General features: G+C 58.1%; 16 protein-coding genes and 1 pseudogene. 9 read left to right on the forward strand and 8 right to left on the reverse strand.

What is annotated here, in order from left to right:
• Nucleotides 1-18 precede the first annotated feature (18 nt).
• From ssuE to ssuB, 5 genes are read left to right on the forward strand one after another with little or no spacing between them, the layout of a single operon-like run.
• A complete protein-coding gene (ssuE, locus tag AB8804_RS04945) occupies nt 19-594 on the forward strand; it encodes an NADPH-dependent FMN reductase (protein ID WP_371183672.1) in 576 nt (191 codons plus the stop codon).
• Entirely contained in the window at nt 587-1,549 is a 963-nt protein-coding gene (locus AB8804_RS04950) for a sulfonate ABC transporter substrate-binding protein (protein WP_371183674.1), read from the forward strand. The genes ssuE and AB8804_RS04950 overlap by 8 nt, the downstream gene beginning before the upstream one ends.
• Nucleotides 1,546-2,691, forward strand: coding sequence for an FMNH2-dependent alkanesulfonate monooxygenase (gene ssuD, locus AB8804_RS04955; protein ID WP_371183675.1), 1,146 nt, complete (start codon nt 1,546-1,548; stop codon nt 2,689-2,691). Before AB8804_RS04950 ends, ssuD begins: the two co-directional genes overlap by 4 nt.
• Nucleotides 2,692-2,700: 9 nt before the next feature.
• Complete coding sequence (gene ssuC, locus AB8804_RS04960; RefSeq protein WP_371183677.1) at nt 2,701-3,492, forward strand: aliphatic sulfonate ABC transporter permease SsuC; 792 nt, start codon at nt 2,701-2,703, stop codon at nt 3,490-3,492.
• Entirely contained in the window at nt 3,489-4,259 is a 771-nt protein-coding gene (ssuB, locus tag AB8804_RS04965; protein WP_371183679.1) for an aliphatic sulfonates ABC transporter ATP-binding protein, read from the forward strand. Before ssuC ends, ssuB begins: the two co-directional genes overlap by 4 nt.
• Nucleotides 4,260-4,349: 90 nt before the next feature.
• On the opposite strand, the gene pepN is transcribed toward ssuB, so the two are convergent.
• Entirely contained in the window at nt 4,350-6,962 is a 2,613-nt protein-coding gene (gene pepN / locus AB8804_RS04970; protein WP_371183681.1) for an aminopeptidase N, read from the reverse strand.
• Nucleotides 6,963-7,217: 255 nt separating this feature from the next.
• Between pepN and pncB the strand changes: the two genes are divergently transcribed.
• The 4 genes from pncB (at nt 7,218) to AB8804_RS04990 (ending at nt 13,027) form a co-directional block, all read left to right on the forward strand.
• On the forward strand, nt 7,218-8,420 hold the full coding sequence (gene pncB / locus AB8804_RS04975) for a nicotinate phosphoribosyltransferase (protein WP_371183683.1): 1,203 nt from the start codon (nt 7,218-7,220) through the stop codon (nt 8,418-8,420).
• 166 nt (nt 8,421-8,586) lie between these two features.
• The gene (gene asnS, locus AB8804_RS04980; RefSeq protein ID WP_218307980.1) at nt 8,587-9,987 is read left to right on the forward strand and encodes an asparagine--tRNA ligase; all 1,401 of its coding nucleotides are present in this window, start codon (nt 8,587-8,589) and stop codon (nt 9,985-9,987) included.
• Nucleotides 9,988-10,592: 605 nt separating this feature from the next.
• Complete coding sequence (ompF, locus tag AB8804_RS04985) at nt 10,593-11,651, forward strand: porin OmpF (RefSeq protein ID WP_112009222.1); 1,059 nt, start codon at nt 10,593-10,595, stop codon at nt 11,649-11,651.
• 185 nt (nt 11,652-11,836) lie between these two features.
• Complete coding sequence (locus AB8804_RS04990) at nt 11,837-13,027, forward strand: amino acid aminotransferase (protein WP_371183687.1); 1,191 nt, start codon at nt 11,837-11,839, stop codon at nt 13,025-13,027.
• A 51-nt stretch (nt 13,028-13,078) separates the two neighbouring features.
• On the opposite strand, the gene AB8804_RS04995 is transcribed toward AB8804_RS04990, so the two are convergent.
• The 7 genes and pseudogenes from AB8804_RS04995 to cmoM form a co-directional block, all read right to left on the reverse strand.
• On the reverse strand, nt 13,079-13,726 hold the full coding sequence (locus AB8804_RS04995) for an MBL fold metallo-hydrolase (protein WP_371183689.1): 648 nt from the start codon (nt 13,724-13,726) through the stop codon (nt 13,079-13,081).
• Nucleotides 13,727-13,746: 20 nt separating this feature from the next.
• Complete coding sequence (locus AB8804_RS05000; protein WP_371183691.1) at nt 13,747-14,298, reverse strand: DUF882 domain-containing protein; 552 nt, start codon at nt 14,296-14,298, stop codon at nt 13,747-13,749.
• A gap of 176 nt (nt 14,299-14,474) precedes the next feature.
• On the reverse strand, nt 14,475-16,295 hold the full coding sequence (ldtD, locus tag AB8804_RS05005) for a L,D-transpeptidase (protein WP_371183693.1): 1,821 nt from the start codon (nt 16,293-16,295) through the stop codon (nt 14,475-14,477).
• Nucleotides 16,296-16,473: 178 nt separating this feature from the next.
• Nucleotides 16,474-20,922 carry a chromosome partition protein MukB gene (gene mukB / locus AB8804_RS05010; RefSeq protein ID WP_371183696.1) on the reverse strand — a complete coding sequence of 1,483 codons (4,449 nt, stop codon included), beginning with the start codon at nt 20,920-20,922 and terminating at the stop codon, nt 16,474-16,476.
• Nucleotides 20,922-21,626 (reverse strand): chromosome partition protein MukE, encoded by a 705-nt coding sequence (mukE, locus tag AB8804_RS05015; protein ID WP_371183698.1) that lies wholly within the window; start codon nt 21,624-21,626, stop codon nt 20,922-20,924. The genes mukB and mukE overlap by 1 nt, the downstream gene beginning before the upstream one ends.
• Complete coding sequence (gene mukF, locus AB8804_RS05020; protein ID WP_371183700.1) at nt 21,607-22,929, reverse strand: chromosome partition protein MukF; 1,323 nt, start codon at nt 22,927-22,929, stop codon at nt 21,607-21,609. The genes mukE and mukF overlap by 20 nt, the downstream gene beginning before the upstream one ends.
• Nucleotides 22,922-23,712: pseudogene (gene cmoM / locus AB8804_RS05025) on the reverse strand (tRNA uridine 5-oxyacetic acid(34) methyltransferase CmoM). The gene mukF and the pseudogene cmoM overlap by 8 nt, the downstream one beginning before the upstream one ends.
• Nucleotides 23,713-23,811 lie beyond the last annotated feature (99 nt).

Here is a 23,811-nt window from a genome sequence, read left to right on the forward strand (position 1 = left end):
TAGTTATAAGGAGCCTGCATGCGCGTCATCACCCTGGCCGGAAGTCCCCGCTTTCCCTCTCGCTCCAGCTCGCTGCTGGAATATGCTCGCGAAAAGCTCAATGCGCTAAACGTGGAGGTGTGCCACTGGAATCTGCACAACTTTGAGCCTGAGGATTTGCTGTACGCCCGCTTTGATAGCCCTGCGCTGAAGACGCTCATCGAGCAGCTGAACGGCGCGGACGGACTGATCGTGGCGACACCGATATATAAAGCCTCGTTTTCTGGCGCGCTAAAAACCCTGCTCGACCTGCTGCCCGAACGCGCGCTGGAGGGCAAAGTTGTCCTGCCGCTGGCGACCGGAGGCACCATCGCCCATCTGCTGGCGGTGGACTATGCCCTCAAGCCGGTGCTGAGCGCGCTGAAAGCGCAGGAGATCCTGCACGGCGTCTTTGCCGACGATTCGCAGGTAATTGATTATCAGCACAGGCCGCACTTCACGCCAAACCTGCAAACCCGCCTCGATAGCGCGCTGGAAACCTTCTGGCAGGCCCTGCACCGCCGCGATGCCGAAGTGCCCGCGTTTAAACAGCTGCAAGGAGTAGCCCATGCTTAAAACGTTTAACCGAATCGGACTCTTTGCCCTGCTGGCGCTGTCGTCCCTGGCGAATGCGGCCGACGCGGCGCCCGACAGCCTGCGCATCGGCTATCAGAAAGGCAGCGTCAGCATGGTGCTGGCAAAAAATCACCAGCTTCTGGAAAAGCGTTTTCCTGAAACGAAATTCTCCTGGATAGAGTTCCCGGCCGGGCCGCAAATGCTGGAGGCGCTGAACGTCGGCAGTATCGACCTTGGCAGCACCGGCGATATTCCGCCGATCTTTGCGCAGGCGGCGGGCGCGGATCTGGTTTACGTCGGCGTTGAGCCCGCCAAGCCCAAGGCGGAAGTGATCCTGGTGCCGGAAAACAGCGACATTAAGCGCGTCGCCGATCTCAAAGGCCGTAAGGTGGCGTTCCAGAAAGGTTCCAGCTCGCACAACCTGCTGCTGCGCGCGCTGCAGGAGGCCGGGCTTAAGTTTACCGACATTCAGCCCGTATACCTGACGCCCGCCGACGCCCGCGCCGCATTCCAGCAGAAGAACGTTGATGCCTGGGCCATCTGGGACCCGTACTACTCCGCCGCGCTGCTGCAGGGCGGCGTGCACGTGCTAAAAGACGGCACCACGCTGAAGCAGACCGGCTCGTTCTACCTCGCCGCGCGTCCGTATGCGGAAAAGAACGGCGCGTTTATTCAGGGCGTGCTGGATACCTTTACCGAGGCCGATGCGCTGACGCAAACCCAGCGTCAGGCGAGCATTACCCTGCTGGCAAAAACCATGGGCCTGCCCGAGCCGGTGATTGCGAGCTACCTCGACCATCGGCCGCCCACCACGATTTCCCCCGTGGACGCGCGCGTCGCCGCGCTTCAGCAGCAAACCGCCGACCTCTTTTATCAAAACCGCCTGGTGCCTAAACAGGTCAATATTCGCGAACGTATCTGGCAGCCTGCCGGCATAGAAGGAACCAAATCATGAGTCTGAATCTTTTCTGGTTTTTACCTACCCATGGTGATGGCCACTATCTGGGTACCGAAGAGGGGTCGCGTCCGGTTGATCATGGCTACCTGCAGCAAATTGCACAGGCGGCGGACCGCATCGGTTTTACCGGCGTGCTGATCCCAACCGGGCGCTCCTGCGAGGACGCGTGGCTGGTGGCGGCCTCGATGATCCCGGTCACCCAGCGGCTGAAGTTTCTCGTGGCGCTGCGCCCAAGCGTCGTTTCCCCGACGGTGGCCGCGCGCCAGGCCGCCACGCTGGATCGGCTCTCCAACGGACGCGCGCTGTTTAACCTTGTGACCGGCAGCGATCCGCAGGAGCTGGCGGGCGACGGCGTGTTCCTCGATCACACCGAGCGCTACGAGGCGTCCGCCGAGTTTACCCGCGTCTGGCGCCGCCTGCTGGAGGGCGAGACCGTGACGTTTGAGGGCAAACACGTCCACGTTCGCGACGCGAAGCTCTACTTCCCGCCGGTGCAGCAGCCGCGCCCGCCGCTCTATTTCGGCGGTTCGTCGGACGTGGCGCAGGATCTGGCGGCCGAGCAGGTTGACCTTTACCTAACGTGGGGCGAGCCGCCGCATCTGGTGAAGGAAAAAATCGATCAGGTGCGCGCCAAAGCGGCAGCGCACGGCCGCAGGGTACGCTTCGGCATTCGCCTGCACGTGATTGTGCGCGAAACCAATGAAGAGGCCTGGCAGGCCGCGGACCGGCTGATTTCGCATCTGGATGATGCCACCATTGCCAAAGCCCAGGCGGCGTTTGCCAAAACCGACTCCGTGGGGCAGCACCGGATGGCGTCGCTGCACAACGGCAAGCGAGAGAATCTGGAAATCAGCCCAAACCTGTGGGCGGGCGTTGGCCTGGTGCGCGGCGGCGCGGGAACGGCGCTGGTGGGCGATGGCCCAACCGTGGCGGCGCGCATCAACGAGTATGCGGAGCTGGGCATCGACAGCTTTATTCTCTCGGGCTATCCGCATCTTGAAGAGGCCTATAAGGTGGGCGAACTGCTGTTCCCGCATCTGGATGTCGCCATCCCGGAGATTCCGCATCCGCAGCGGCTTCAGCTTCAGGGCGAAGCCGTTGCTAACGAGTTCATTCCGCGAAAAGCGGCGCAAAGCTAAGGAGCGACCATGTCTGCCACCGCACAAAAATGGCTGCTGCGCGCCGCCCCCTGGTTTTTGCCCGTCGGCATTGTCGCCTTCTGGCAGCTGGCGTCCTCCGTCGGCTGGCTATCGAGCCGCATACTGCCCTCACCTGAGGGCGTCGTCGAAGCCTTCTGGTCGCTGAGCGTCAGCGGCGAGCTGTGGCAGCACCTGGCGATCAGCTCCTGGCGCGCGGCGATTGGCTTTTCGATTGGCGGCAGCATTGGCCTGGCGCTGGGGCTGATTAGCGGCCTGTCGCGCTGGGGGGAGCGCCTGCTGGACACCTCCGTTCAGATGCTGCGCAACGTGCCGCATCTGGCGCTGATCCCACTGGTCATCCTGTGGTTCGGCATTGATGAGAGCGCCAAGATCTTCCTCGTAGCGCTGGGCACATTGTTCCCGATTTACATTAATACCTGGCACGGCATCCGCAATATCGATCGCGGGCTGGTGGAGATGGCGCGCAGCTACGGCTTGTCGGGTTTTTCTCTCTTTATCCATGTGATTCTGCCGGGCGCCCTGCCCTCCATTATGGTCGGCGTGCGCTTTGCGCTTGGGCTGATGTGGCTGACGCTGATCGTTGCCGAAACCATTTCGGCCAACTCCGGCATCGGCTATCTGGCGATGAACGCCCGCGAGTTCCTGCAAACGGACGTCGTCGTGGTTGCCATCATTCTCTACGCCCTGCTCGGCAAGCTCGCCGACGTCAGCGCCCAGTGGCTGGAGCGCAGCTGGCTGCGCTGGAACCCGGCCTATAACCTTCAGGAGGCAAAAGCATGAATACCGCTCGACTGAACCAGGGAACGCCGCTGCTGCTGAACGGCGTGACCAAGCGCTACGGCGAAAATACAATCCTCAACGCGCTGGATCTCCATATTTCCGCCGGGCAGTTCGTGGCCGTGGTGGGCCGCAGCGGTGGCGGGAAAAGCACGCTGCTGCGCCTTCTGGCCGGGCTGGAAGCGCCGAACGGCGGTGAGATCCTCGCGGGCACGACGCCCCTGGCGAACATTCAGGACGATACGCGCATGATGTTTCAGGACGCGCGCCTGCTGCCGTGGAAATCGGTCATTGATAACGTCGGCCTCGGGTTAAAGGGTAGCTGGCGCGATAGCGCGCGCCAGGCGCTGGCCGCCGTCGGGCTGGAAAACCGTGCCGGTGAATGGCCCGCTGCGCTCTCGGGCGGTCAAAAGCAGCGCGTGGCGCTGTCGCGGGCGCTGATCCATCGCCCTGGCCTGCTGCTGCTCGATGAACCGCTCGGCGCGCTGGATGCCCTGACGCGCATTGAAATGCAGGAGCTGATCGTTTCGCTGTGGCAGACTCACGGCTTTACGGTCATTCTGGTCACGCACGACGTTAGCGAAGCCGTGGCAATGGCGGACCGCGTGCTGCTTATAGAAGAAGGAAAAATCGGGCTGGATCTGACGGTGGATATCCCGCGTCCGCGCCGCGTGGGCTCGGCCAGGCTGGCGGAGCTTGAGGCGGAGGTGCTGGATCGGGTGATGAAGCGCGGTGTGAATGAGCGGGCGTTGGTAAAGGCTAATGGCTGATGCCCTCTCCCACGGGAGAGGGAGAAAACATTAAAAACGGCAACCGAGGTTGCCGTTTTGCTTTTACCTGCCCACCGGGCTTTTTTTACGTCAGGCTAATGCCTTAGCAATCTTCTCGTACAGATCGCCAGACAGGTTTTCCAGCCCTTTTAGCTGCTCAAGCGCGGCGCGCATCTTCGCCTGACGCTTCGCGTCATAGCGCTTCAGGCGGATCAGCGGCTCAATCAGGCGCGACGCCACCTGCGGGTTGCGGCTGTTCAGCTCGGTCAGCATTTCCACCATAAACTGATAGCCGCTGCCGTCTTTCGCGTGGAACGCGGCCGGGTTGCTGCTGGCAAACGCGCCAATCAGGGAACGCACGCGGTTCGGGTTGCTCATGGTGAAGGAGCGATGCTTCAGCAGGCTGCGCACGTTGCTCAGCGCGTCGGCCGCCGGGCTGGTGGCCTGCAGAATGAACCACTTGTCCATCACCAGACCATCCTGATACCACTTGTCGTCGTATTCCTGCATCAGCGCATCGCGGCACGGCAGCTCGGCGGCAACGCTTGCCGCCAAGGCCGCCAACGCGTCGGTCATGTTGTCCGCATCGTGATACTGCTTGCTAACCAGCGCGTTCGCCAGCTCGACCTCGCCAAACGCCAGGTAGCGCAGGCAGGTATTGCGCAGGGAACGCTTGCCGATATCCGCATGCTCGACGCGGTATGCGTCCAGCCTGTTGGCGTTGTAAATCGCGAGGAACTCGTCCGCCAGCTCGGTCGCCAGCGTGCGGGTCAGCGCTTCGCGCACGGCCACAATCGCGATCGGGTCGATAATGTCGAACAGCTCGGCGATTTCCGTTGCGGACGGCAGCGTCAGGATTTCAGCCGCCAGCGCCGGGTCAATGTGCTCATCCAACAGGATCGCGCGGAACGCGTCGGCCACGTGCACCGGCAGCGACAGCGGCTGCCCCTGCTGGTGGCGATTGACGTTCAGCTTGATGTAGGTTGCCAGCAGGCTTTGCGCCGCATCCCAGCGGGAGAAGTCGTTGCGCGCGTGGCGCATCAGGAAGGTCAGCTGCTGGTCGCTCCACTTGTACTCCAGCTTCACCGGCGCGGAAAATTCGCACAGCAGCGCCGGGACCGGCTGGAAGTAGACGTTATCGAAGATAAAGGTCTGCTCAGCCTGGGTCACGTTGAGCACGTGATGGACCGGGTGACCGCCCTTCTGCAGCGGAATCACGTTTCCTTCGTTGTCGTACAGCTCAATGCTGAACGGAATATGCAGGGGGTGCTTCTCTTCCTGCTCGGCCGTCGGCGGCGTGCGCTGGCTGATGGTCAGGGTGTACTGCTCGGTCTCCGGGTTGTAATCGTCTTTAACGGTCACAATCGGCGTGCCGGCCTGGCTGTACCAGCGGCGGAAGTGGGACAGGTCGACGTTGGAGGCATCCTCCATCGCCTGCACGAAATCGTCGCAGGTGGCCGCGCTGCCGTCATGGCGCTCGAAGTAAAGCTGCATGCCCTTCTGAAAGTTTTCTTCGCCCAGCAGGGTGTGGATCATGCGAATGATTTCAGCGCCCTTCTCGTACACCGTCAGGGTGTAAAAGTTATTCATCTCGATAACTTTATCCGGGCGAATCGGGTGCGCCATCGGGCTGGCGTCTTCAGCAAACTGCAGGCCGCGCATGGTGCGCACGTTGTTGATGCGGTTGACCGCACGCGACCCCAAATCGGAGCTGAACTCCTGGTCGCGGAAGACGGTCAGGCCCTCTTTCAGGCTCAGCTGGAACCAGTCGCGGCAGGTCACGCGGTTGCCGGTCCAGTTATGGAAATACTCGTGGCCGATAACGCGCTCGATATCGAGATAATCTTTATCGGTGGCGGTATCGGTGCGGGCGAGGACGTATTTGGAGTTAAAGACGTTAAGGCCTTTGTTCTCCATCGCGCCCATGTTGAAGAAGTCCACGGCGACGATCATATAGATGTCGAGATCGTATTCGAGGCCGAAGCGCTCCTCGTCCCACTTCATGGAGTTGATAAGCGAAGTCATCGCCCACGGCGCACGGTCGAGGTTGCCGCGGTCAACAAACAGCTCCAGCGCCACCTCGCGGCCCGAGCGGGTTTTGAAGGAGTCGCGCAGGACGTCAAAGTCCCCCGCCACCAGCGCAAACAGGTAGCACGGCTTCGGGAACGGGTCCTGCCACTGCACCCAGTGACGCCCGTTCTCCAGCTCGCCTTCGTCAACGCGGTTGCCGTTGGAGAGCAGGAACGGATACAGCGTTTTATCGGCAATAATTTTGGTGGTAAAGCGCGCCAGCACGTCCGGGCGGTCAAGATACCAGGTAATATGGCGGAAGCCTTCGGCTTCACACTGGGTACACAGCGCCACGCCCGACTGGTAGAGCCCTTCCAGCGCGGTGTTAGCAGCGGGGCTAATTTCATTCACGATGCGCAGCGTAAAGCGTTCCGGCAGGTTGTCGATGACCAGCTGGTTGCCTTCTTCTTTATAGTCAGTCCAGGCTTCATCATTAATATGCAGGGAAACCAGCGTCAGGTCTTCACCGTCCAGGCGCAGCGGTACCGCCGTCGCGCTCTGGCGCGTTACCTGACTCACCGCCGTGACAACGGTTTTAGTGGCATCCAGGTCAAAAGTCAGATCGATATCGCTAATCAGGTAATCCGGCGCACGGTAGTCGTGGCGGTATTTGGCTTGTGGCTGTTGTGTCATAGAAAACCTTATGCATCGTTTGTCGAATATCGAATCCAGTCTATTCCTGTTGCGGAGAACGCGCTACGCAGAATGTTCATCTTTTCAGGTACAACGCCCTTTTTCGCTACAATTTTATAACACGGGGCACGAAATGCGCTCGACCCTAAAGACGCCTTATGGTGTGATCGGGGTTCAATAAATTGATAAACACGGTATACTTCAGCGTTGTTTATTGTACTAAACGCTCCCGTGAGAGGATGCTACTGCGCACCTATGACTCAATTCGCTTCTCCTGTTCTGCATACGTTGCTGGATACCGACGCGTATAAACTGCATATGCAGCAAGCGGTATTTCACCACTACCATGATGTCCATGTTGCGGCGGAGTTTCGCTGCCGGGGCGACGACTTGCTGGGTATCTATGCGGATTCCATTCGCGAACAGGTCGATGCCATGCAGCATCTGGCGCTGCAGGACGATGAGTATCAATGGCTCTCCGGCCTGCCGTTCTTTAAAGAAGACTACCTTAACTGGCTGCGCGACTTCCGCTATAACCCCGATCAGGTCACCATCTCCAACGACAACGGCAAGCTGAATATTCGCCTTGAAGGGCCGTGGCGCGAAGTGATCATGTGGGAAGTGCCGCTGCTGGCCGTGATCAGCGAGCTGGCCCACCGCTATCGCTCGCCGGAAATGGGCGCTGAGCAGGCGCTGGACTCGCTGGAGAAAAAGCTGGTTGAGTTTACGGCGCTGACCGACGGGCTGGATATGTCACGCTTCCGCCTGATGGACTTCGGGACGCGTCGTCGGTTCTCACGCGACGTTCAGCAGGCCATCGTTAAGCGTCTGCAGCAGGAGCCGTGGTTTGTTGGCACCAGCAACTACGATCTGGCGCGTCGTCTGGACCTGACGCCGATGGGCACCCAGGCGCACGAGTGGTTCCAGGCGCATCAGCAGATCAGCCCCGACCTCGCGAACAGCCAGCGCGCCGCCCTGGCCGCGTGGCTTGAAGAGTATCCGGATCGTCTCGGTATCGCGCTGACCGACTGCATTACCATGGATGCGTTCCTGCGCGACTTTGGTCCTGAATTTGCCGAGCGCTATCAGGGGCTGCGCCATGATTCCGGCGATCCCGTTGAGTGGGGTGAGAAAGCCATCGCTCACTACGAAAAGCTCGGCATTGATCCTATGAGCAAGGTGCTGGTCTTCTCCGATAATCTCGACCTGGCGAAAGCCGTGGACCTGTACCGCCATTTCTCTTCCCGAGTGAACCTGAGCTTCGGTATTGGCACCCGCCTGACGTGCGATATTCCTCAGGTGAAACCTCTGAACATCGTCATAAAGCTGGTGGAATGTAACGGTAAGCCGGTGGCAAAGCTCTCCGACAGCCCGGGCAAAACCATCTGCCATGATAAAGCCTTCGTTCGCGCGTTGCGCAAAGCGTTCGACCTCCCGCAGATTAAAAAAGCCAGTTAAGCGCCCGAGGGAGCCCGAGCGGCTCCCCACTCCTTATTTTTTTCTCAATTCTTCTCTTTTGACAGCGAAATTTACTTGTCTGATAGCGGATGGCAGGTAACATAGATATCCCCCCATTTGGGTGGACAAGTGTTTATTTTTTCCGACTATTAACAGAGAGAATATTATGAGCGTTGTGCCTGTAGCCGACGTACTCCAGGGCCGTGTCGCCGTTGACCAGGAGGTCACCGTGCGCGGATGGGTGCGTACTCGCCGAGATTCTAAAGCTGGCATCTCCTTCCTCGCCGTCTATGACGGTTCCTGCTTTGATCCTGTACAGGCCGTCATTAATAATTCTCTGCCCAATTACAATGATGACGTTCTGCACCTGACAACGGGCTGCTCCGTTATCGTTACCGGTGTTGTTGTCGCCTCACCGGGCCAGGGCCAGAGTTTCGAAATTCAGGCTTCTGCCATTGAAGTGACCGGCTGGGTTGAAGATCCGGATACCTACCCAATGGCGGCCAAACGCCACAGCATCGAGTATCTGCGCGAAGTGGCTCACCTGCGCCCGCGCACTAACCTGATCGGCGCAGTGGCTCGCGTACGCCATACGCTGGCGCAGGCGCTGCATCGCTTCTTTGACGAGCAGGGCTATTTCTGGGTTTCCACCCCGCTGATTACCGCGTCCGACACCGAAGGTGCCGGGGAAATGTTCCGCGTTTCCACGCTGGATATGGAAAACCTGCCGCGCACGCCGGAAGGCAAAGTCGACTATGACAAAGACTTCTTTGGTAAAGAGGCTTTCCTGACGGTGTCTGGCCAGCTCAACGGCGAAACCTACGCCTGCGCGCTGTCTAAGATCTACACCTTCGGCCCAACTTTCCGTGCGGAAAACTCCAACACCAGCCGCCACCTGGCGGAGTTCTGGATGCTGGAGCCGGAAGTGGCCTTCGCCGATCTGAATGACGTTGCAGGCCTGGCAGAAGCGATGCTGAAATACGTGTTCAAAGCGGTGCTTGAAGAGCGCGCTGACGACATGAAATTCTTCGCCGAGCGCGTGGATAACGACGCGATTGCCCGCCTTGAGCGCTTCGTGTCCGCTGACTTCGCGCAGGTGGATTACACCGACGCGGTAGCTATCCTCGAGAAATGCGGCGAGAAGTTTGAGAACCCGGTTTACTGGGGCGTGGATCTCTCTTCCGAGCACGAACGCTACCTGGCCGAGAAGCACTTCAAGGCGCCGGTTGTGGTGAAAAACTACCCGAAAGACATTAAGGCCTTCTACATGCGCCTTAACGAAGACGGTAAAACCGTTGCCGCGATGGACGTTCTGGCACCGGGCATCGGTGAAATCATCGGCGGTTCCCAGCGTGAAGAGCGTCTGGACGTGCTGGACGCGCGCATGGAAGAGATGGGCCTTAACCCGGCGGACTACAGCTGGTATCGCGACCTGCGCCGCTACGGTACCGTGCCGCACTCCGGTTTCGGTCTGGGCTTCGAGCGTCTGATCGCCTACGTAACCGGCGTTCAGAACGTGCGCGATGTGATTCCTTTCCCACGCACGCCGCGTAACGCAAGCTTCTAATCGATATTTATCCCAATGGCCAGCAATGCTGGCCATTATTTTATTCTGCACTGTCAGTTTTCGTCAGCGAAAAGTCAGCATCTTTAAACTTCAACCCCACCAAAACGTCTGCCTGTTACGTTTTATTTCCACGAAACATCTATCAATAAAAAATAAACCCTATTCTTATTGCGCCTAATCCAATTCTGATGCGTTAGCACAAGTTTCAGCCAATTTCTTAGCCATCCAGAAGTCTTATTCGGGTTATAAGAAAAAACGACTCGTTGAGGGTTTGTTTATAGGACGCGCTTTTATCTAAATTAAAGATAAGCAATTCATATAGATAACTAAAGGAAAGATGATTTGTTGACCATTCAGTTCTGAAATTTGAGGTGGTTCACAAAGTTCCTTAAATTACACAAATTCTTACACATTATTTCTTTTTGTTACTCAATCTTGATGTTTGTAGCATTTTCAGGCTAGCGAAACCGTTCAGTGAATGGAAAGATGCCTGTCAGACACATAAAGACACCAAACTCTCATCAATAGTTCCGGAAATATTTATTGACAGAATTTATTGGCGGCAGTGGCGAGTGTCATAAAAAAACCAATGAGGGTAATAAATAATGATGAAGCGCAATATTCTGGCAGCGGTGATCCCTGCCCTGCTGGTAGCCGGTGCAGCTAACGCTGCAGAAATCTATAACAAAGACGGCAACAAACTGGATCTGTACGGTAAAGCCGTTGGTCTGCACTACTTCTCTGATGATTCCGGCAACGATGGCGACAAAACCTACGCGCGTCTGGGCTTCAAAGGCGAAACTCAGATCAACGACCAGCTGACCGGTTACGGCCAGTGGGAATATAACTTCCAGGGTAACAACTCTGAAGGCAGCGACGCGCAGACCGGTAACAAAACCCGTCTGGCCTATGCTGGTCTGAAATTCGGTGACGCAGGCTCCTTCGACTACGGTCGTAACTATGGCCTGGTGTACGACGTAATCGGTATTACCGATATGCTGCCTGAGTTCGGTGGCGACACTGGCGCGAGCGATGACTTCTTCGCTGGCCGTACCGGTGGCCTGGCAACTTACCGCAACAACAACTTCTTCGGCCTGGTTGATGGTCTGAACTTCGGCGTTCAGTACCTGGGCAAAAACGAACGTGACGATGCTGTTCGCTCTAACGGCGACGGTTGGGCAACGTCCATGAGCTACGAGTTTGACGGCTTCTCCGTACTGGGTGCTTACGGCGCGGCTGACCGTACCAACGCACAGCAGAACCTGGCCTGGGGTAAAGGCGACAAAGCTGAGCAGTGGGCAACCGGCCTGAAATATGATGCGAACAACATCTACCTGGCAGCGCTGTACGGCGAAATGCGCAACGCTGCGCGTCTGAGCAGCCGCGGCTTCGCTAACAAAACTCAGGACTTCTCCGTTGTTGCACAGTACCAGTTCGACTTCGGCCTGCGTCCATCCATCGCTTACTACAAATCTAAAGCGAAAGACGTAGAAGGTATCGGCGACGAAGACTACATCAACTACATCGATGTTGGCGCAACCTACTACTTCAACAAAAACATGTCCACCTACGTTGACTACATGATCAACCAGCTGAAAAGCGACAACAAGCTGGGCATGAGCAGCGACGACATCGTGGCTCTGGGTATCGTTTACCAGTTCTAATCAGTACACCACGCTGTTATATGCTTAAGAGACAGGGCTTCGGCCCTGTTTTTTTTATGGCTTTCAGAAAATAATAGCGACTTTTGAAAAGCCGCACGCTTTTCATCGCAAACGGTTGGCATTTTGTAAATCTCCCGTTAACCTGATAGCGGATTTCACTTCTGTCATCACAATGGAACTTCGTCATGTTTGAGAACATTACCGCCGCTCCTGCCGACCCTATTCTGGGCCTGGCCGATCTGTTTCGTGCCGACGACCGCCCTGGCAAAATCAACCTGGGTATTGGTGTGTATAAAGATGAAACCGGTAAAACGCCGGTTCTGACCAGCGTTAAAAAGGCAGAGCAGTATCTGCTGGAAAACGAAACCACCAAGAACTACCTCGGTATTGATGGTATTCCGGAATTCGGTCGCTGCACGCAGGAGCTGCTGTTCGGCAAAGGTAGCACCATTGTGAGCGACAAACGCGCTCGCACGGCGCAAACCCCAGGCGGTACCGGCGCGCTGCGCGTGGCGGCAGATTTCCTGGCGAAAAACACCTCCGTTAAGCGCGTGTGGGTAAGCAACCCAAGCTGGCCTAACCATAAGAGCGTTTTCAACTCTGCGGGTCTGGAAGTGTGCGAGTACGCCTATTACGACGCGGCGACCCACTCTCTGAACTTTGACGGCCTGCTGGCAAGCCTGAACGACGCGCAGGCGGGTGATGTGGTGCTGTTCCACGGCTGCTGCCATAACCCAACGGGTATCGATCCGACGCTTGAGCAGTGGGAACAGCTGGCGAAGCTGTCCGTCGAAAAAGGCTGGCTGCCGCTGTTCGACTTCGCGTATCAGGGCTTTGCCCGCGGTCTGGAAGAAGATGCGGAAGGTTTACGCGCGTTCGCTGCCGTTCACCAGGAGCTGATTGTCGCGAGCTCTTACTCCAAGAACTTTGGCCTGTACAACGAGCGCGTAGGTGCCTGCACGCTGGTTGCCGCCGATGAGCAAACCGTTGACCGCGCGTTCAGCCAGATGAAATCCGTGATCCGCGCCAACTACTCCAACCCACCGGCACACGGTGCGTCCGTGGTGGCGACGATTTTGAGCAACGACGCCCTGCGCGCTATCTGGGAACAAGAGCTGAACGACATGCGCCAGCGCATCCAGCGCATGCGCCTGCTGTTTGTGAGCACGCTGGCCGAGAAAGGCGCCGACCGCGACTTCAGCTTTATCATCAAGCAGAACGGCATGTTCTCCTTCAGCGGCCTGACCAAAGAGCAGGTTCTGCGCCTGCGCGAAGAGTTTGGCGTTTACGCCGTGGCCTCTGGCCGCGTGAACGTGGCGGGCATGACGCCGGACAACATGGCGCCGCTGTGCGAAGCCATCGTCGCCGTGCTGTAATCATTTAGCGCCCATAAAAAAGCCTGCTTAGCGCAGGCTTTTTTTATTCTGTTACCAGACAGGCATCTCATCCTGAAGGAACGGATTATGCAGCCGTTCATATCCGAGCGTCGATAGCGGTCCGTGACCCGGAATAAACGTCACGTCATCGCCCAGCGGCAGCAGCTTCTGCTTAATCGACTGAATCAGCTGGCCGTGATCGCCACGCGGGAAATCGCTGCGCCCTACGCCGCCTTTGAAAATCACATCGCCGGAAATCAGCAGACGCGACTGGTCATCAAAGAAAACGATATGGCCCGGCGTATGTCCAGGACAATGCAGCACCTGTAAAGCCACATTCCCTACGCTTACGCGATCTCCCTCGTTTAGCCAGCGATCGGGCGTCAGCGGCTGACACTCGTCCAGGCCAAACATGCGGCTTTGGGCGGGCAGCCCCTGCAGCCAGAACTCATCTTCTTTTTCCGGGCCAATCACGGGGATCCCGTAATGTTCAGCCAGTTCAGCCGCAGCGCCCACATGATCAAGATGACCATGGGTGAGCAAAATCTGCATCAGCGTCACGCCGCTTGCTGTGACTTCCTGCTTGATTTTCTCGGCGTCACCGCCGGGATCGACAAGCGCGGCCAGTTTGGTTTGTTCGCACCAGATTAATGAACAGTTCTGGGAGAACGCGGTAACCGGAATAATACGATAGTTCATACTGCTCCTGTATTTCGTTATTACCAGTGCCGAACCGGCCCGGTATCAATATGCACAAAGTTGCTGCTGGGGTAATATCCTACACCACCTGCGCGCATAGATAACGCAGCTTTGCGAATATTGGCTAACGAAACGCCCTCAATATGAAAGTCCATTGCCTGCCCTTTCGTGTGGTAGCTTTTTTTCGCGACGCCACGGCTGTGGGCACGCAGCTCATTGTTGGTATCCAGAGAGCGATAGCCGGAAATAAGCTGCACGGGTCTGCGGGTTCCAAGCATGCCCTGAAGGCGGAACAGCTGATCGAAAAGTCCAGGGTCGATGGCTTTTATTTTATTCGCGCGGAAATCACGGAAAAAATGGTTAAGTCGAGCTAATTCATCCTGAATATAGCCTCTGCCATCGAAAAACTCCGCTTTAAGCGTTTCACCTGTGTGCAGGTTATTCAGCGTTAATATACGCGGTCGAGGTGTCGAGAGGGTGGCAAATGCTGGCGTCGGAAGGATGGCAGCAGCGCCCAGCGCAGCACCACCTAACGCCAGCAGTTTGCGGCGATTAGCGTCAAATTTGTCCATGATAATCAGGTCTACAGGTCAAAAGTTATCGTATGTATGCATAGCGCACGATGGGCACCTTAACTGGCTTAAACCTGTACGTCAAGGTGCCCAACCCCAGTAAACATGCGGCTTACAGCCAGATCGCCTCATCCTTACCATAACTTACGACAATCGTTTTCCCCGAACTACTTCATTTACCTGATTAATTGTTCAGCTTTTGACAAAATTTGTGCGCCAGATCGCGCGGTGAGATCATAATTGTAAATATCTGTGCGATATTGAGTACGACCATCCTCCCCGACGAAGGCCGTCAGATAATAAAGATTAACAGGAATATGTTGGCGAATATTCACGTAGCGCGTATTTCCTTCCTTAAGCGCATCGGAAATCCGCGTGTCGTTCCAGCCCGCATCCTGTAACAGCATATTCGCCAGCTCAGAGGCCTTATTCACGCGAACGCAGCCTGAGCTGAGCGCCCGGGCGTCCTTCTGGAACAGGTTATGGTTTGGCGTATCGTGCAGATAGATAGCGTCCGAGCTCGGCATGTTGAATTTGTATCGCCCAAGCGAGTTATGCGCGCCGGGTGCCTGCTGGAAGCGGAACGGCAGGTTAGAGGCGGTTATCGTCGACCAGTCCACCATATAAGGATCGATGGCCTCTTTACTGTTCCAGCCGCGCATCACCGTGTAGTTATGCCGCTCGAGGTATCCCGGGTCATTCCACAGCTTGGGCAGAATATCCTTACGCGCCAGCGTCGGCGGCACGTTCCACGGCGGGTTGACCACCACGTTATTTAACGCGCTGCTCATCATCGGCGTTTTGCGATCCGGACGACCGACAATCACGCGCGAGGCCAGGACTTCGCTCCCGTTCTGATAGTAAACCAGCGAGTACGCCGGAATATTCACCATGATGCCGGTCGACAGGGTGCCGGGCAGCAGCCGCAGGCGCTGGATGTTCAGCGCCAGCACCCCTGCCCGCTGAGCAGGCGAAACGTTGAGCCAGTCGCGGGTAGACTGACCGATGACGCCGTCAGCGCCCAGCCCCTGCAAGGCCTGAAACTGCTTGACCGCCGCCACCAGCTCGCGATCGTATGCCGCCGGTTTATTACTCACGCTGCCTTTGCGTTCCTTCACTGGCGCCGATGGGCTAACCACCGCGCTTTCCGGCTCGTCGCCCGGTAGCGCAATTTTGGGCCCGCCGTCAAGGATACCGGAGCGCGCGAGGATCTCACGCAATGCAGGCACATCGCTGCTCCACTGTCCCGGACGCAGGGTTGCGGTAGCGCGCAGCTGCGGCCACGGACGAGAGTCTGCTACCAGATCCAGCAGGGACTGATGCATCGTGGCATATTGGGGGTGCGCGGGCGCAAGGCTGGCGATAAAGCCCGGCAGCGCGCCGTTATCGAGCGAGAGCTGCCACTGGTTAATCACTGACAGCGGCGGCGTGGCGAGCTTGTAAGGCTTTGCGCTGTACAGCCAGCGGCCGCCGTTGACCGGAATACCCGCCACAAACTGGAGATAGCCCATCATGGCGTCGGACAGCACGACGTCGCGCGCCTGGCCCGTTACGGCCGGATCGGTCAACAGCTCAACCCAGGTGGTAAACTGCGGCTGAAAGCCCGCAATCGCTACTTCTGCCAGCTGCTGCTGAAACGCGCGTACCGCATCGCGATTTTCCCACATGGGCTTCATATCGCGCGCCGCATACAGCAGCGTGAGCTGATTGATATACGCGGGCGTATAGCCCGACGGCAGCCCGGTCATGAGCTGCTGGCGGAGTGATTCGGTATCAATACCCTCCGGCAGCGGCTTAATGCCGGCCATAATGGCCGTCGCCGGAGATTGATCCAGCGGCTGCAACAGCGACGTCGGCTGCGCGCCCACGGTTGCGGAGCCGTCAGTCGGCACGATTTCAGGCTCGTCGGCCTGGGCACTTAACAGTGGAGCAAACATCACCGCCAGGCATAAACTCAGCGCGGACAGCTGATGACCACGATTTTTCTTTAGCAACATCCCTTGCCCCCTGTTTTTCACGACATGCCCATCATACTGGGGCTTTTCTTCAGTATAGAAAGGCTTAAGCGCTGTTGCCTTACCTTATGTAAAGAAGTTTAAAGATAACGCAGTCGGGAGTATACGTTAAGTCCAAAAAAAAGCGGCGCTACTGCGCCGCTTAGTATTATGTGCCGCGTTAAGACGCGTCTGCCGTACCCGGCAACGACTCCGGCGGCTGCGGGGCAAAACCGCGGAGGCCGACAACGTGCACGTGCTCGCTGTTCTGGAACACCTTACGCACCAGCTTGTAGGTGGTCCCTTTTTCCGGGCTGATGTTTTCCGGCGCCGCGATGATGAGCTGCATGTCGAGACGATCGCAAAGCTCAAACAGCGTGGCGATGGAGCGGGCATCCAGACGCGCCGCCTCATCAAGGAACAGCAGGCGGCAAGGTGAAATATCTTTCCCGCGCAGACGACGCGCTTCGTCCTCCCAGCTCTGAACCACCATCACCAGAATCGACATCCCCGTACCGATAGCTTCACCGGTCGACAGCGCGCCGGATTCCGCGCGCAGCCAGCCGTCAGAACCGCGGTTAACCTCAACTTCCATTTCCAGATAGTTACGGTAGTCCAGCAGCTCTTCGCCGATGGTTTGCGGCGTGCGCTGGCCCATATCGATCTGCGGATTCAGGCGCTGATACAGCTTCGCCAGCGCTTCCGAGAAGGTCAGGCGGTTGCTGTTGAACAGATCCTGATGCTGCTCATGCTGTTCCGACAGCACGTCCAGCAGCGTGGAGTGGGCTTCACGCACGTTGACGTTCAGGCGCACGCTGTTGACCTGGCCAAACGACACGCTCTGCAGGCCCTGGTTCAGCTGGCGGATGCGGTTCTGCTCGCGCTGGATGGTTTTGCGAATGATGTTCGCCACGCTGCGGGAGCTGATCGCCAGCTTCTGCTCGCGCGAGGTCAGCTCTTCCGTCAGGCGGCCCAGCTCGATTTCCATCTGCTCGATGGCTTCAACCGGATCGTCGGTGCGGATGATGTCCTGACGAATACGCTCGCGCAGGTGCTGATACACCGCCACGAAGAACTGAATCTTACGCTCCGGGCGCTTCGGATCTTCGGACAGGCGCAGCACGTCGCGCAGATGTTCGTTATCCGCCACCGCCAGGCGCAGCGCGCCCAGCGCCTTATCCGACATGGAGCGCAGCTCGTCGCCGGAAAGATAGGCCAGCTCGCGGCGGTGCAGACGACGCTCAACGCCGTTGTCTTTCACCATGCGCATCACCGCGCACCAGCCCGCTTTCGCGCTGACCACCTGCTCGCGCATTTCGTGATAGTCACGCTCCAGCTTGCGCAGGCGGCGGGTCAGGTTGTCCATTTCCGCTTCGCAGAAGGTGAGCGCTTTCTCCAGCTGGTTACGGCGCGCGCGGTTGTTGCTGAGCTGAGCGTGCAGCTCGTCGCGACGAATACGCGCCCGCTCTTCCGCGCCGCTGTCGGCGCGCACGCCGATGTCCTGCAGCTCTTTATGCAGATCGTTTAACAGCTCTTTCTTGGTATCGAAGGAGCTTTTCAGCGAGGCCATGACCTGGCTGTACTGGCTCAGCTGAGCCGCGTGGGTGCGCATGGCTTCACGGGCGCGGGTACGCTCCGCTTCCGCCTGCTCCAGACGCTGGCGCAGTTTTTCATTCAAATCGCTATTGCCGCTCAGCATTTCCGCCGAGTCGGAGTAGCCAAAGTGGGCGCGGCGCTGTACCACTTCCGTCAGGGCAAACGCCTGCTGACGCGCTTCGCGCTGCACCTGCTGTGACCAGGCGTAATCTTCTTTGAGCTGCTCGTACTGCTCGGGATCGCTTTGCAGAACGGAAACAACCGGCTCCAGCTTCGACAGCTGGTTACCGTGCTGCTGCACGAAGCGTGCCGCTTCCTGCGCTTCGTCCAGACGCTCCTGAATTTCGTCCACGCGATCGGCCAGCGTATCGTCTGCCAGCAGGTTCAGGCGCGGCAGAATGCGGTTCAGCGCGGCAACGCCCTCTTTGGCCTGTTCGAACTGCACGCGGTTTTGCTGGTTATCATTTTCATGATTGGCAATCGCGCGCTCCAGCTCGCCGCGGCGGGTATTGAGCTTGCGGATTTCCGCTTCCGGATCGGCTTCAAACGCAACCGACAGGTGGCTGCCGATAAAGCGGCTAAAGGCCTGATGAAGACGCTGCGTTTTTTGCACGTCAAACGACAGGGTCGCAAAACGTTCTGACAGCGTTTCGCGCTCCGCGTGCAGGCTTTCAATACGGCTTTCGCGCGCCGCGCGGCCAAACAGCGGCAGCTCGGGGAAGCGGGAATAACGCCACTGGCGATCGGCGATTTTCACCACCACCGCTTTTTCCAGCTCGTCCACGCTGAACACGCTGTCATCGAACGACTGCGGATCCCCTTCGATCAGATACAGATCTTCCGGGCAATCTTCCAGACCGGCCAGCTGCTCGGAAATCAGCGACAGATCCGGCACCACAATCGCGTTACGGGATGGACCATACAGCGCGGAGAAGTACGGCGCGTCGTCCAGACCAACGTCGTCGTAAATTTCGGAGAGCAGCACGCCGCCGAAGCGCTCTGCCAGGGTGTTCAGGCGGGCATCTTCTGAGCCGCCCGGCTGGCTTAAGCGCTCAATTTCATCGTCGACGTCACGCTTGCGCGCGCCAACCTCATCGCGTTCAACAATCGCTTCACGCTCGCGCTCCAGCAGCTGCTGCAGGTATTCGGTCACGTCCTGGCCGGATTCAAACTCCTGGCCGCACTGCTCGCTGAGCTGGCTCAGGCTGCTTTGCGCCGCGAGCCACACCGGCGCGCGCTGCAGCAGCGTTTTCGAACGGGCCTGAAGCTGTTCCATCTCCTGGCGCAGCGTCATGCGCTGTTCGCTGGCGTTGGAGACGGTATCAGACAGCGCCGCGATGCGCGCTTCCAGCTCCTGATGCAGGGCTTCGAGATCGTCGATATCGTATGTTTTGCCCTGACGTTTGCAGAACTCAGCCAGCAGGCGCTCGGCTTCCTGCTGCTCGCGCAGGCGTTGTTCCAGCTCGTTCAAACGCATGCGCAGCGGCTGAACCTGCTCGGCCAGATGGCGCTGGTTTACGCCGTCGCGCAGCAGCTCGCGGGCAACGTTCCAGGCGTCGTTTCGCGCCACGGGGCCGTTAATCGCCACGACAAGCTGATAGGCCTGCTCGAACTGGCTGTGCGCCGTTTGCGCCACGCTCATTTTCTGGTCGAGCGCCAGCAGCTTCTCGGTCGCTTCCTGCTCTTTCGCCTGGAAGGTCTCCAGCCATTCGTCGGCGCTGTCTGGCGTCAGGTCCGGCAGATGGCACAGCTCTTTTGCACGCTGCAGCGCCTGCAGCGCCTGGTTGTACTGAATCGCACGCGTCTGCTGGACGTCCAGCGCCTGCTGGTAATCGGCAAGCTGGCTTTTCAGCTCATCCACTTCCAGCTCGGCGGCTTCGGCGCGGGCTTCGTTCTCTTCCTGCATGTCGGCGGCTTCCGCCACCACTTCGTTCTGCTCTTCGAGACGAATTTGCAGCTCGTCGAGATCCGCCTCGTAGCGCTCAATTTTTTCCTGCTGACGCAGCGCGGTTTGCACCAGGTTCAGGTGATCGCTGGCCGCCTGATAATCGGCTTCCAGATCCCCTTCGGCACCGTTGTGCTCGCCCAGCTCGCGCGCCATTTCGACGTGCTTATACTGTTCGGCCACCAGCTGCTTGCGTGAGGTAAACAGCTCGCGGCGGTATTCCAGCGCCTGATCGAGATGAATGCGGCGCTCGTTGGCGTGACGCATATAGTCTGCCGCCACGTAGTTGGTGGCTTCGTTGATCAGATGCTTGAACAGATCGCGGTCGGACTGGGTGACGCGGATCGCTTCCAGCGTCATGCGGTTTTCACGCAGCGCGGCTTCCATGTCCTGGAAGGCTTTGCGCACGCCGCTGTTTTCCGGCAGCAGGTAGTCACGCAGCGAGCGGGTAATGGCGCTGGAGATACCGCCGTACAGCGATGCTTCGATCAGACGGTAGTACTTGCTGCGGTCGGACGCCGTGCGCAGACGACGCGCCACCACGCCCAGATCGAACATCAGTGAGTGGTAGTCGGTAATCGAGTTAAACTGCTTAAATTGAACGCCTTCAATGGCTTCGAGCTTGTCTTTAAGCTCCTGCAGCGTCAGCACGCGCGCCTGGCGTTCGTTCAGGGTTTCGGTCAGCAGCGCGGTCGGCTGCACGGAGGTTGGCAGCCCCTGGATCGCGAACGGCTTGATATCGACTTTACGATCGCGACCGGCAACCTGCTGGAGACGCACGCCGACCACCACGCGCTGGTGACGGGAGTTGATCACGTCCAGTACGGAGTAGCAGACGCCCGCCTTCAGCTTGCCGTGCAGGCCCTTATCGCGGGAGCCGCTTGTCGCCCCTGCTTCGGTGGTATTGCGGAAGTGCAGCAGGGTCAGATCGGGGATCAGGGCGGTTACAAACGCCGCCATGGTGGTGGATTTGCCCGCGCCGTTACCGCCGGAGAGCGTCGTTACCAGCTCATCGAGATCGAAGGTTCGCGCAAAGAAACCGTTCCAGTTAATCAGCGTTAGTGAGCGAAATTTACCGCGTTCAATCATTACTCTTCCTCCCCGCTATCCGGCTGATTGTCTTCATGCTCGTCATTGAGCAGCAGGTGATTTTCCACCGGCATCGCTTCCCCGTCGCGGATCATGCGCAGCTGCGCTTCGCGCGCGTCATCGCCCGCGCGCACGTCGGCGCCAAAGCGGAACACGGATTCCGTGATGCGGAACTTGCTGCTGTCGTGGCCCATAAACCAGACCATGCCCAGGCGGCGCAGGCGGTTCAGGGAGGAGCGTACTTTTTCCTGTAATTTCTGACGGTCAAGATCCGAGCCCGTCGAGCGGTTATTCACCAGCTTCAGCAGCTTGCTTTCGTCAGCCAGCGCCAGGAGTTCATCATAAAGCTCCTGCTGGGTAAAAATGCCTTCGTTCGCCAGGCGTTCCGGGCTGAGATAGAGATAGCAGAGGATTTTGCCCACCATCATGTCCAGCTCGGAGAGGACCGAACGCGGGATCAGCGTCGTGGAGCGCGGGCGCAAATAGAAGAAACCTTCCGGCGCGCGAATCAGCTCCACGTTATAGCGAGCGTAAAACTCTTCCAGATACTCCTGAAAGTCCATCAAAAAAGCGTGGTTGTCCAGCTCGTCAAGGCCAACGTGACGACCGGCACGCAGCTGGCTGTCCAGCGCCGGAAATAACGGATTCGCCAGCGCCTGCGCCATCTTAAGTGGCATCACTTGTTCAATATTTGTCAATGACATGCGCCTGTACCTTGGCTCCGTAATCGTTAATTGGCTGCCACTTCGGCGGCAACCCGGTGAAATCTGCTTGTGCGACGCCCAGGCGCACGGCCTGGTCAACGACAATGCGGGCGATATCAAAATGGCGCGCGCGCGGATATTGCGCCAGATACTCGCGCACCACGAGGCCGAGATCCAGCGGCACTTGTCTGGTTTTGTAGACCGCGAGCTGTTCTTCGATCATCGCCGCAAGCTGTTCGCGAATTTCGTTAAATTCTTCAAATTCCAGATCCGGCGGAAGCTCCCCGGTCACCTCTTCGTCGCGCAGCGCCATCTCTTCATCACGCATGTCGAGCAGACGATCGGCGTTGGCATAGGTGAGCGCCCACGGCGCATCGAAATAGGTTTGTACCGACTGGCGCAGCCGCTGCGCAAAGACGCGGTTTTTGTCCATGTCGATCGCGGTACGGATAAACTTATGTACGTGGCGGTCGTAGCCGATCCACAGGTCGATGGACTGCTGGCCCCAGCTGATGATGCGGTCGAGCTTGCTTTGCAGGTCGAAGACCAGGCGATCGACAAAGTGCAGATCGTCATGCGCCATCGTGGCATCCTGGATACGCAGCAGGTTGGCCTGCAGCTTATCGCCCGCCGCTTCCAGCGTATCCTGCAGCTCGCGCAGCGTGCCGGAGGTTTCTGACAGCAGCAGTTCACAGCTGGAGATGGCCGCGCGCCAGTCTTTGTTCAGCAGCTGGGCAATGTCGTCTTTCACCTGCTGCTGCTGTTCGTCCATCAGGCGCTGGGTCAAATCGATGCTGTCAAAAATCTCGGCAACCGAGTATTTGAGCGGCGCATAGACGTTGCGATGCCAGTGAAACTCATCGCCGTTCTCGTCCGCGGCGTCGGCAGCGCGCTTCAGCTCGCCCGCCACAATCGACAGCTGCATGGACAGGCGCAGCGTCGAAAACTCGCGCTGGCGAATGTAATAATCCGTGATGCCGATGCCCAGCGGCGTCAGGCGATAGATGGCGTTTCCTTCCGCCTGCTCGCTGGTAAAGCGGTTCAGCAGACGTTGACGCACCATATCGTTGATCGCGTTGTTGGCACGCACGCTAATGGTTTCGCTGGTTTGCTCAAACGCATCACTGACGTGGCGGAACGCGTCCACCAGTTCACCCTCGCTCATTTCTCCATCCAGACGTTCGCCGTTCAGCGTGGCTACCGCCAGCAGGAATGAGAGCCTGTCGACCGGCAGCGAGATGGAGAAATCATTTTTCCTGGCCCAGGCAACCAGTTCGGGGACTGTCTGGGAAAATTCACTCATAGGTTATCCTTGCATCTGCGGTTTGCGAGCAGTGACATGTATATAACGGCCAAGGCTGATAAAGGGCTCCTGGCGGCAATACCGCGTTTCTAATTCTGTTAAGGTGTCAAAACAGTCACGCTGTTTGTGTTTTTCACGCAGATAATCATGAAACACCCTCACGCCCGTCTTGCCGGTGATCTCCCAGCCGATCGCTTCAAGCCAGCCGTAGACCTGCTGAGGATCGCGCGGGTAGTCCGGCGAAAGCGTGCGTTTTTTCTTTTTCGGCATCCCGACCTGAACATAGTCGAAATTACCCGCAACCATGTTGTGCATCAGAAAGCCGTTTGCATTGTAGAACATCAATGACAGCGTGCCGCCGGGACGCAGCATCGACCACAGCGCCTGCAACACGCTTTGCGGATCGGCAACCCACTCCAGCACCGCATGAAACAATATCAGATCGGCCTGGGTTTCCAAATGCTGTGCAATGTCCTGAGCGGCGCATTGTATAAAATGCATGTTGTCGCTCACACCTTTCTCTTCTGCTGCACGCGTCGCGCGCGCGACCATTTCAGCAGAAAGATCGCAAAGCGTGACGTGATGGCCGCGCTGCGCCATCTTTATGGCCGTCTGGCCCTCGCCGCCACCCGCATCCAGTACGCGCAACGTCTGGCCGCCAAAACCCGCCAGGATGTTGTCCAGATCCTGCCAGAGGATCGTCTGGCGCAGCTGCCCTTTGGTGGTGCCATAAATGTTGCGCGAAAACTTTTCCGCGATGTCATCAAAATTGCGATCCCGCATTGGGAGAGTTCCACTCGCTAACAGCAAAACCGCTATTTTGTCATACCCGAGCGGAGAATGAACCTGTCTGGTGTAATATCACGACTAATCGCCTGCTGT

It is taken from the genome of Enterobacter sp. KBR-315C3_2022 (assembly GCF_041399425.1).
GTDB lineage: Bacteria > Pseudomonadota > Gammaproteobacteria > Enterobacterales > Enterobacteriaceae > Enterobacter.

What these genes read in the sequence shown, in the direction of transcription:
- ssuE (WP_371183672.1), top strand. Translation starts at nt 19, where the DNA reads ATGCGCGTCATCACCCTGGCCGGAAGTCCCCGCTTTCCCTCTCGCTCC.
- AB8804_RS04950 (WP_371183674.1), top strand. Translation starts at nt 587, where the DNA reads ATGCTTAAAACGTTTAACCGAATCGGACTCTTTGCCCTGCTGGCGCTG.
- ssuD (WP_371183675.1), top strand. Translation starts at nt 1,546, where the DNA reads ATGAGTCTGAATCTTTTCTGGTTTTTACCTACCCATGGTGATGGCCAC.
- ssuC (WP_371183677.1), top strand. Translation starts at nt 2,701, where the DNA reads ATGTCTGCCACCGCACAAAAATGGCTGCTGCGCGCCGCCCCCTGGTTT.
- ssuB (WP_371183679.1), top strand. Translation starts at nt 3,489, where the DNA reads ATGAATACCGCTCGACTGAACCAGGGAACGCCGCTGCTGCTGAACGGC.
- pepN (WP_371183681.1), bottom strand. Translation starts at nt 6,962, where the DNA reads ATGACACAACAGCCACAAGCCAAATACCGCCACGACTACCGTGCGCCG.
- pncB (WP_371183683.1), top strand. Translation starts at nt 7,218, where the DNA reads ATGACTCAATTCGCTTCTCCTGTTCTGCATACGTTGCTGGATACCGAC.
- asnS (WP_218307980.1), top strand. Translation starts at nt 8,587, where the DNA reads ATGAGCGTTGTGCCTGTAGCCGACGTACTCCAGGGCCGTGTCGCCGTT.
- ompF (WP_112009222.1), top strand. Translation starts at nt 10,593, where the DNA reads ATGATGAAGCGCAATATTCTGGCAGCGGTGATCCCTGCCCTGCTGGTA.
- AB8804_RS04990 (WP_371183687.1), top strand. Translation starts at nt 11,837, where the DNA reads ATGTTTGAGAACATTACCGCCGCTCCTGCCGACCCTATTCTGGGCCTG.
- AB8804_RS04995 (WP_371183689.1), bottom strand. Translation starts at nt 13,726, where the DNA reads ATGAACTATCGTATTATTCCGGTTACCGCGTTCTCCCAGAACTGTTCA.
- AB8804_RS05000 (WP_371183691.1), bottom strand. Translation starts at nt 14,298, where the DNA reads ATGGACAAATTTGACGCTAATCGCCGCAAACTGCTGGCGTTAGGTGGT.
- ldtD (WP_371183693.1), bottom strand. Translation starts at nt 16,295, where the DNA reads ATGTTGCTAAAGAAAAATCGTGGTCATCAGCTGTCCGCGCTGAGTTTA.
- mukB (WP_371183696.1), bottom strand. Translation starts at nt 20,922, where the DNA reads ATGATTGAACGCGGTAAATTTCGCTCACTAACGCTGATTAACTGGAAC.
- mukE (WP_371183698.1), bottom strand. Translation starts at nt 21,626, where the DNA reads ATGTCATTGACAAATATTGAACAAGTGATGCCACTTAAGATGGCGCAG.
- mukF (WP_371183700.1), bottom strand. Translation starts at nt 22,929, where the DNA reads ATGAGTGAATTTTCCCAGACAGTCCCCGAACTGGTTGCCTGGGCCAGG.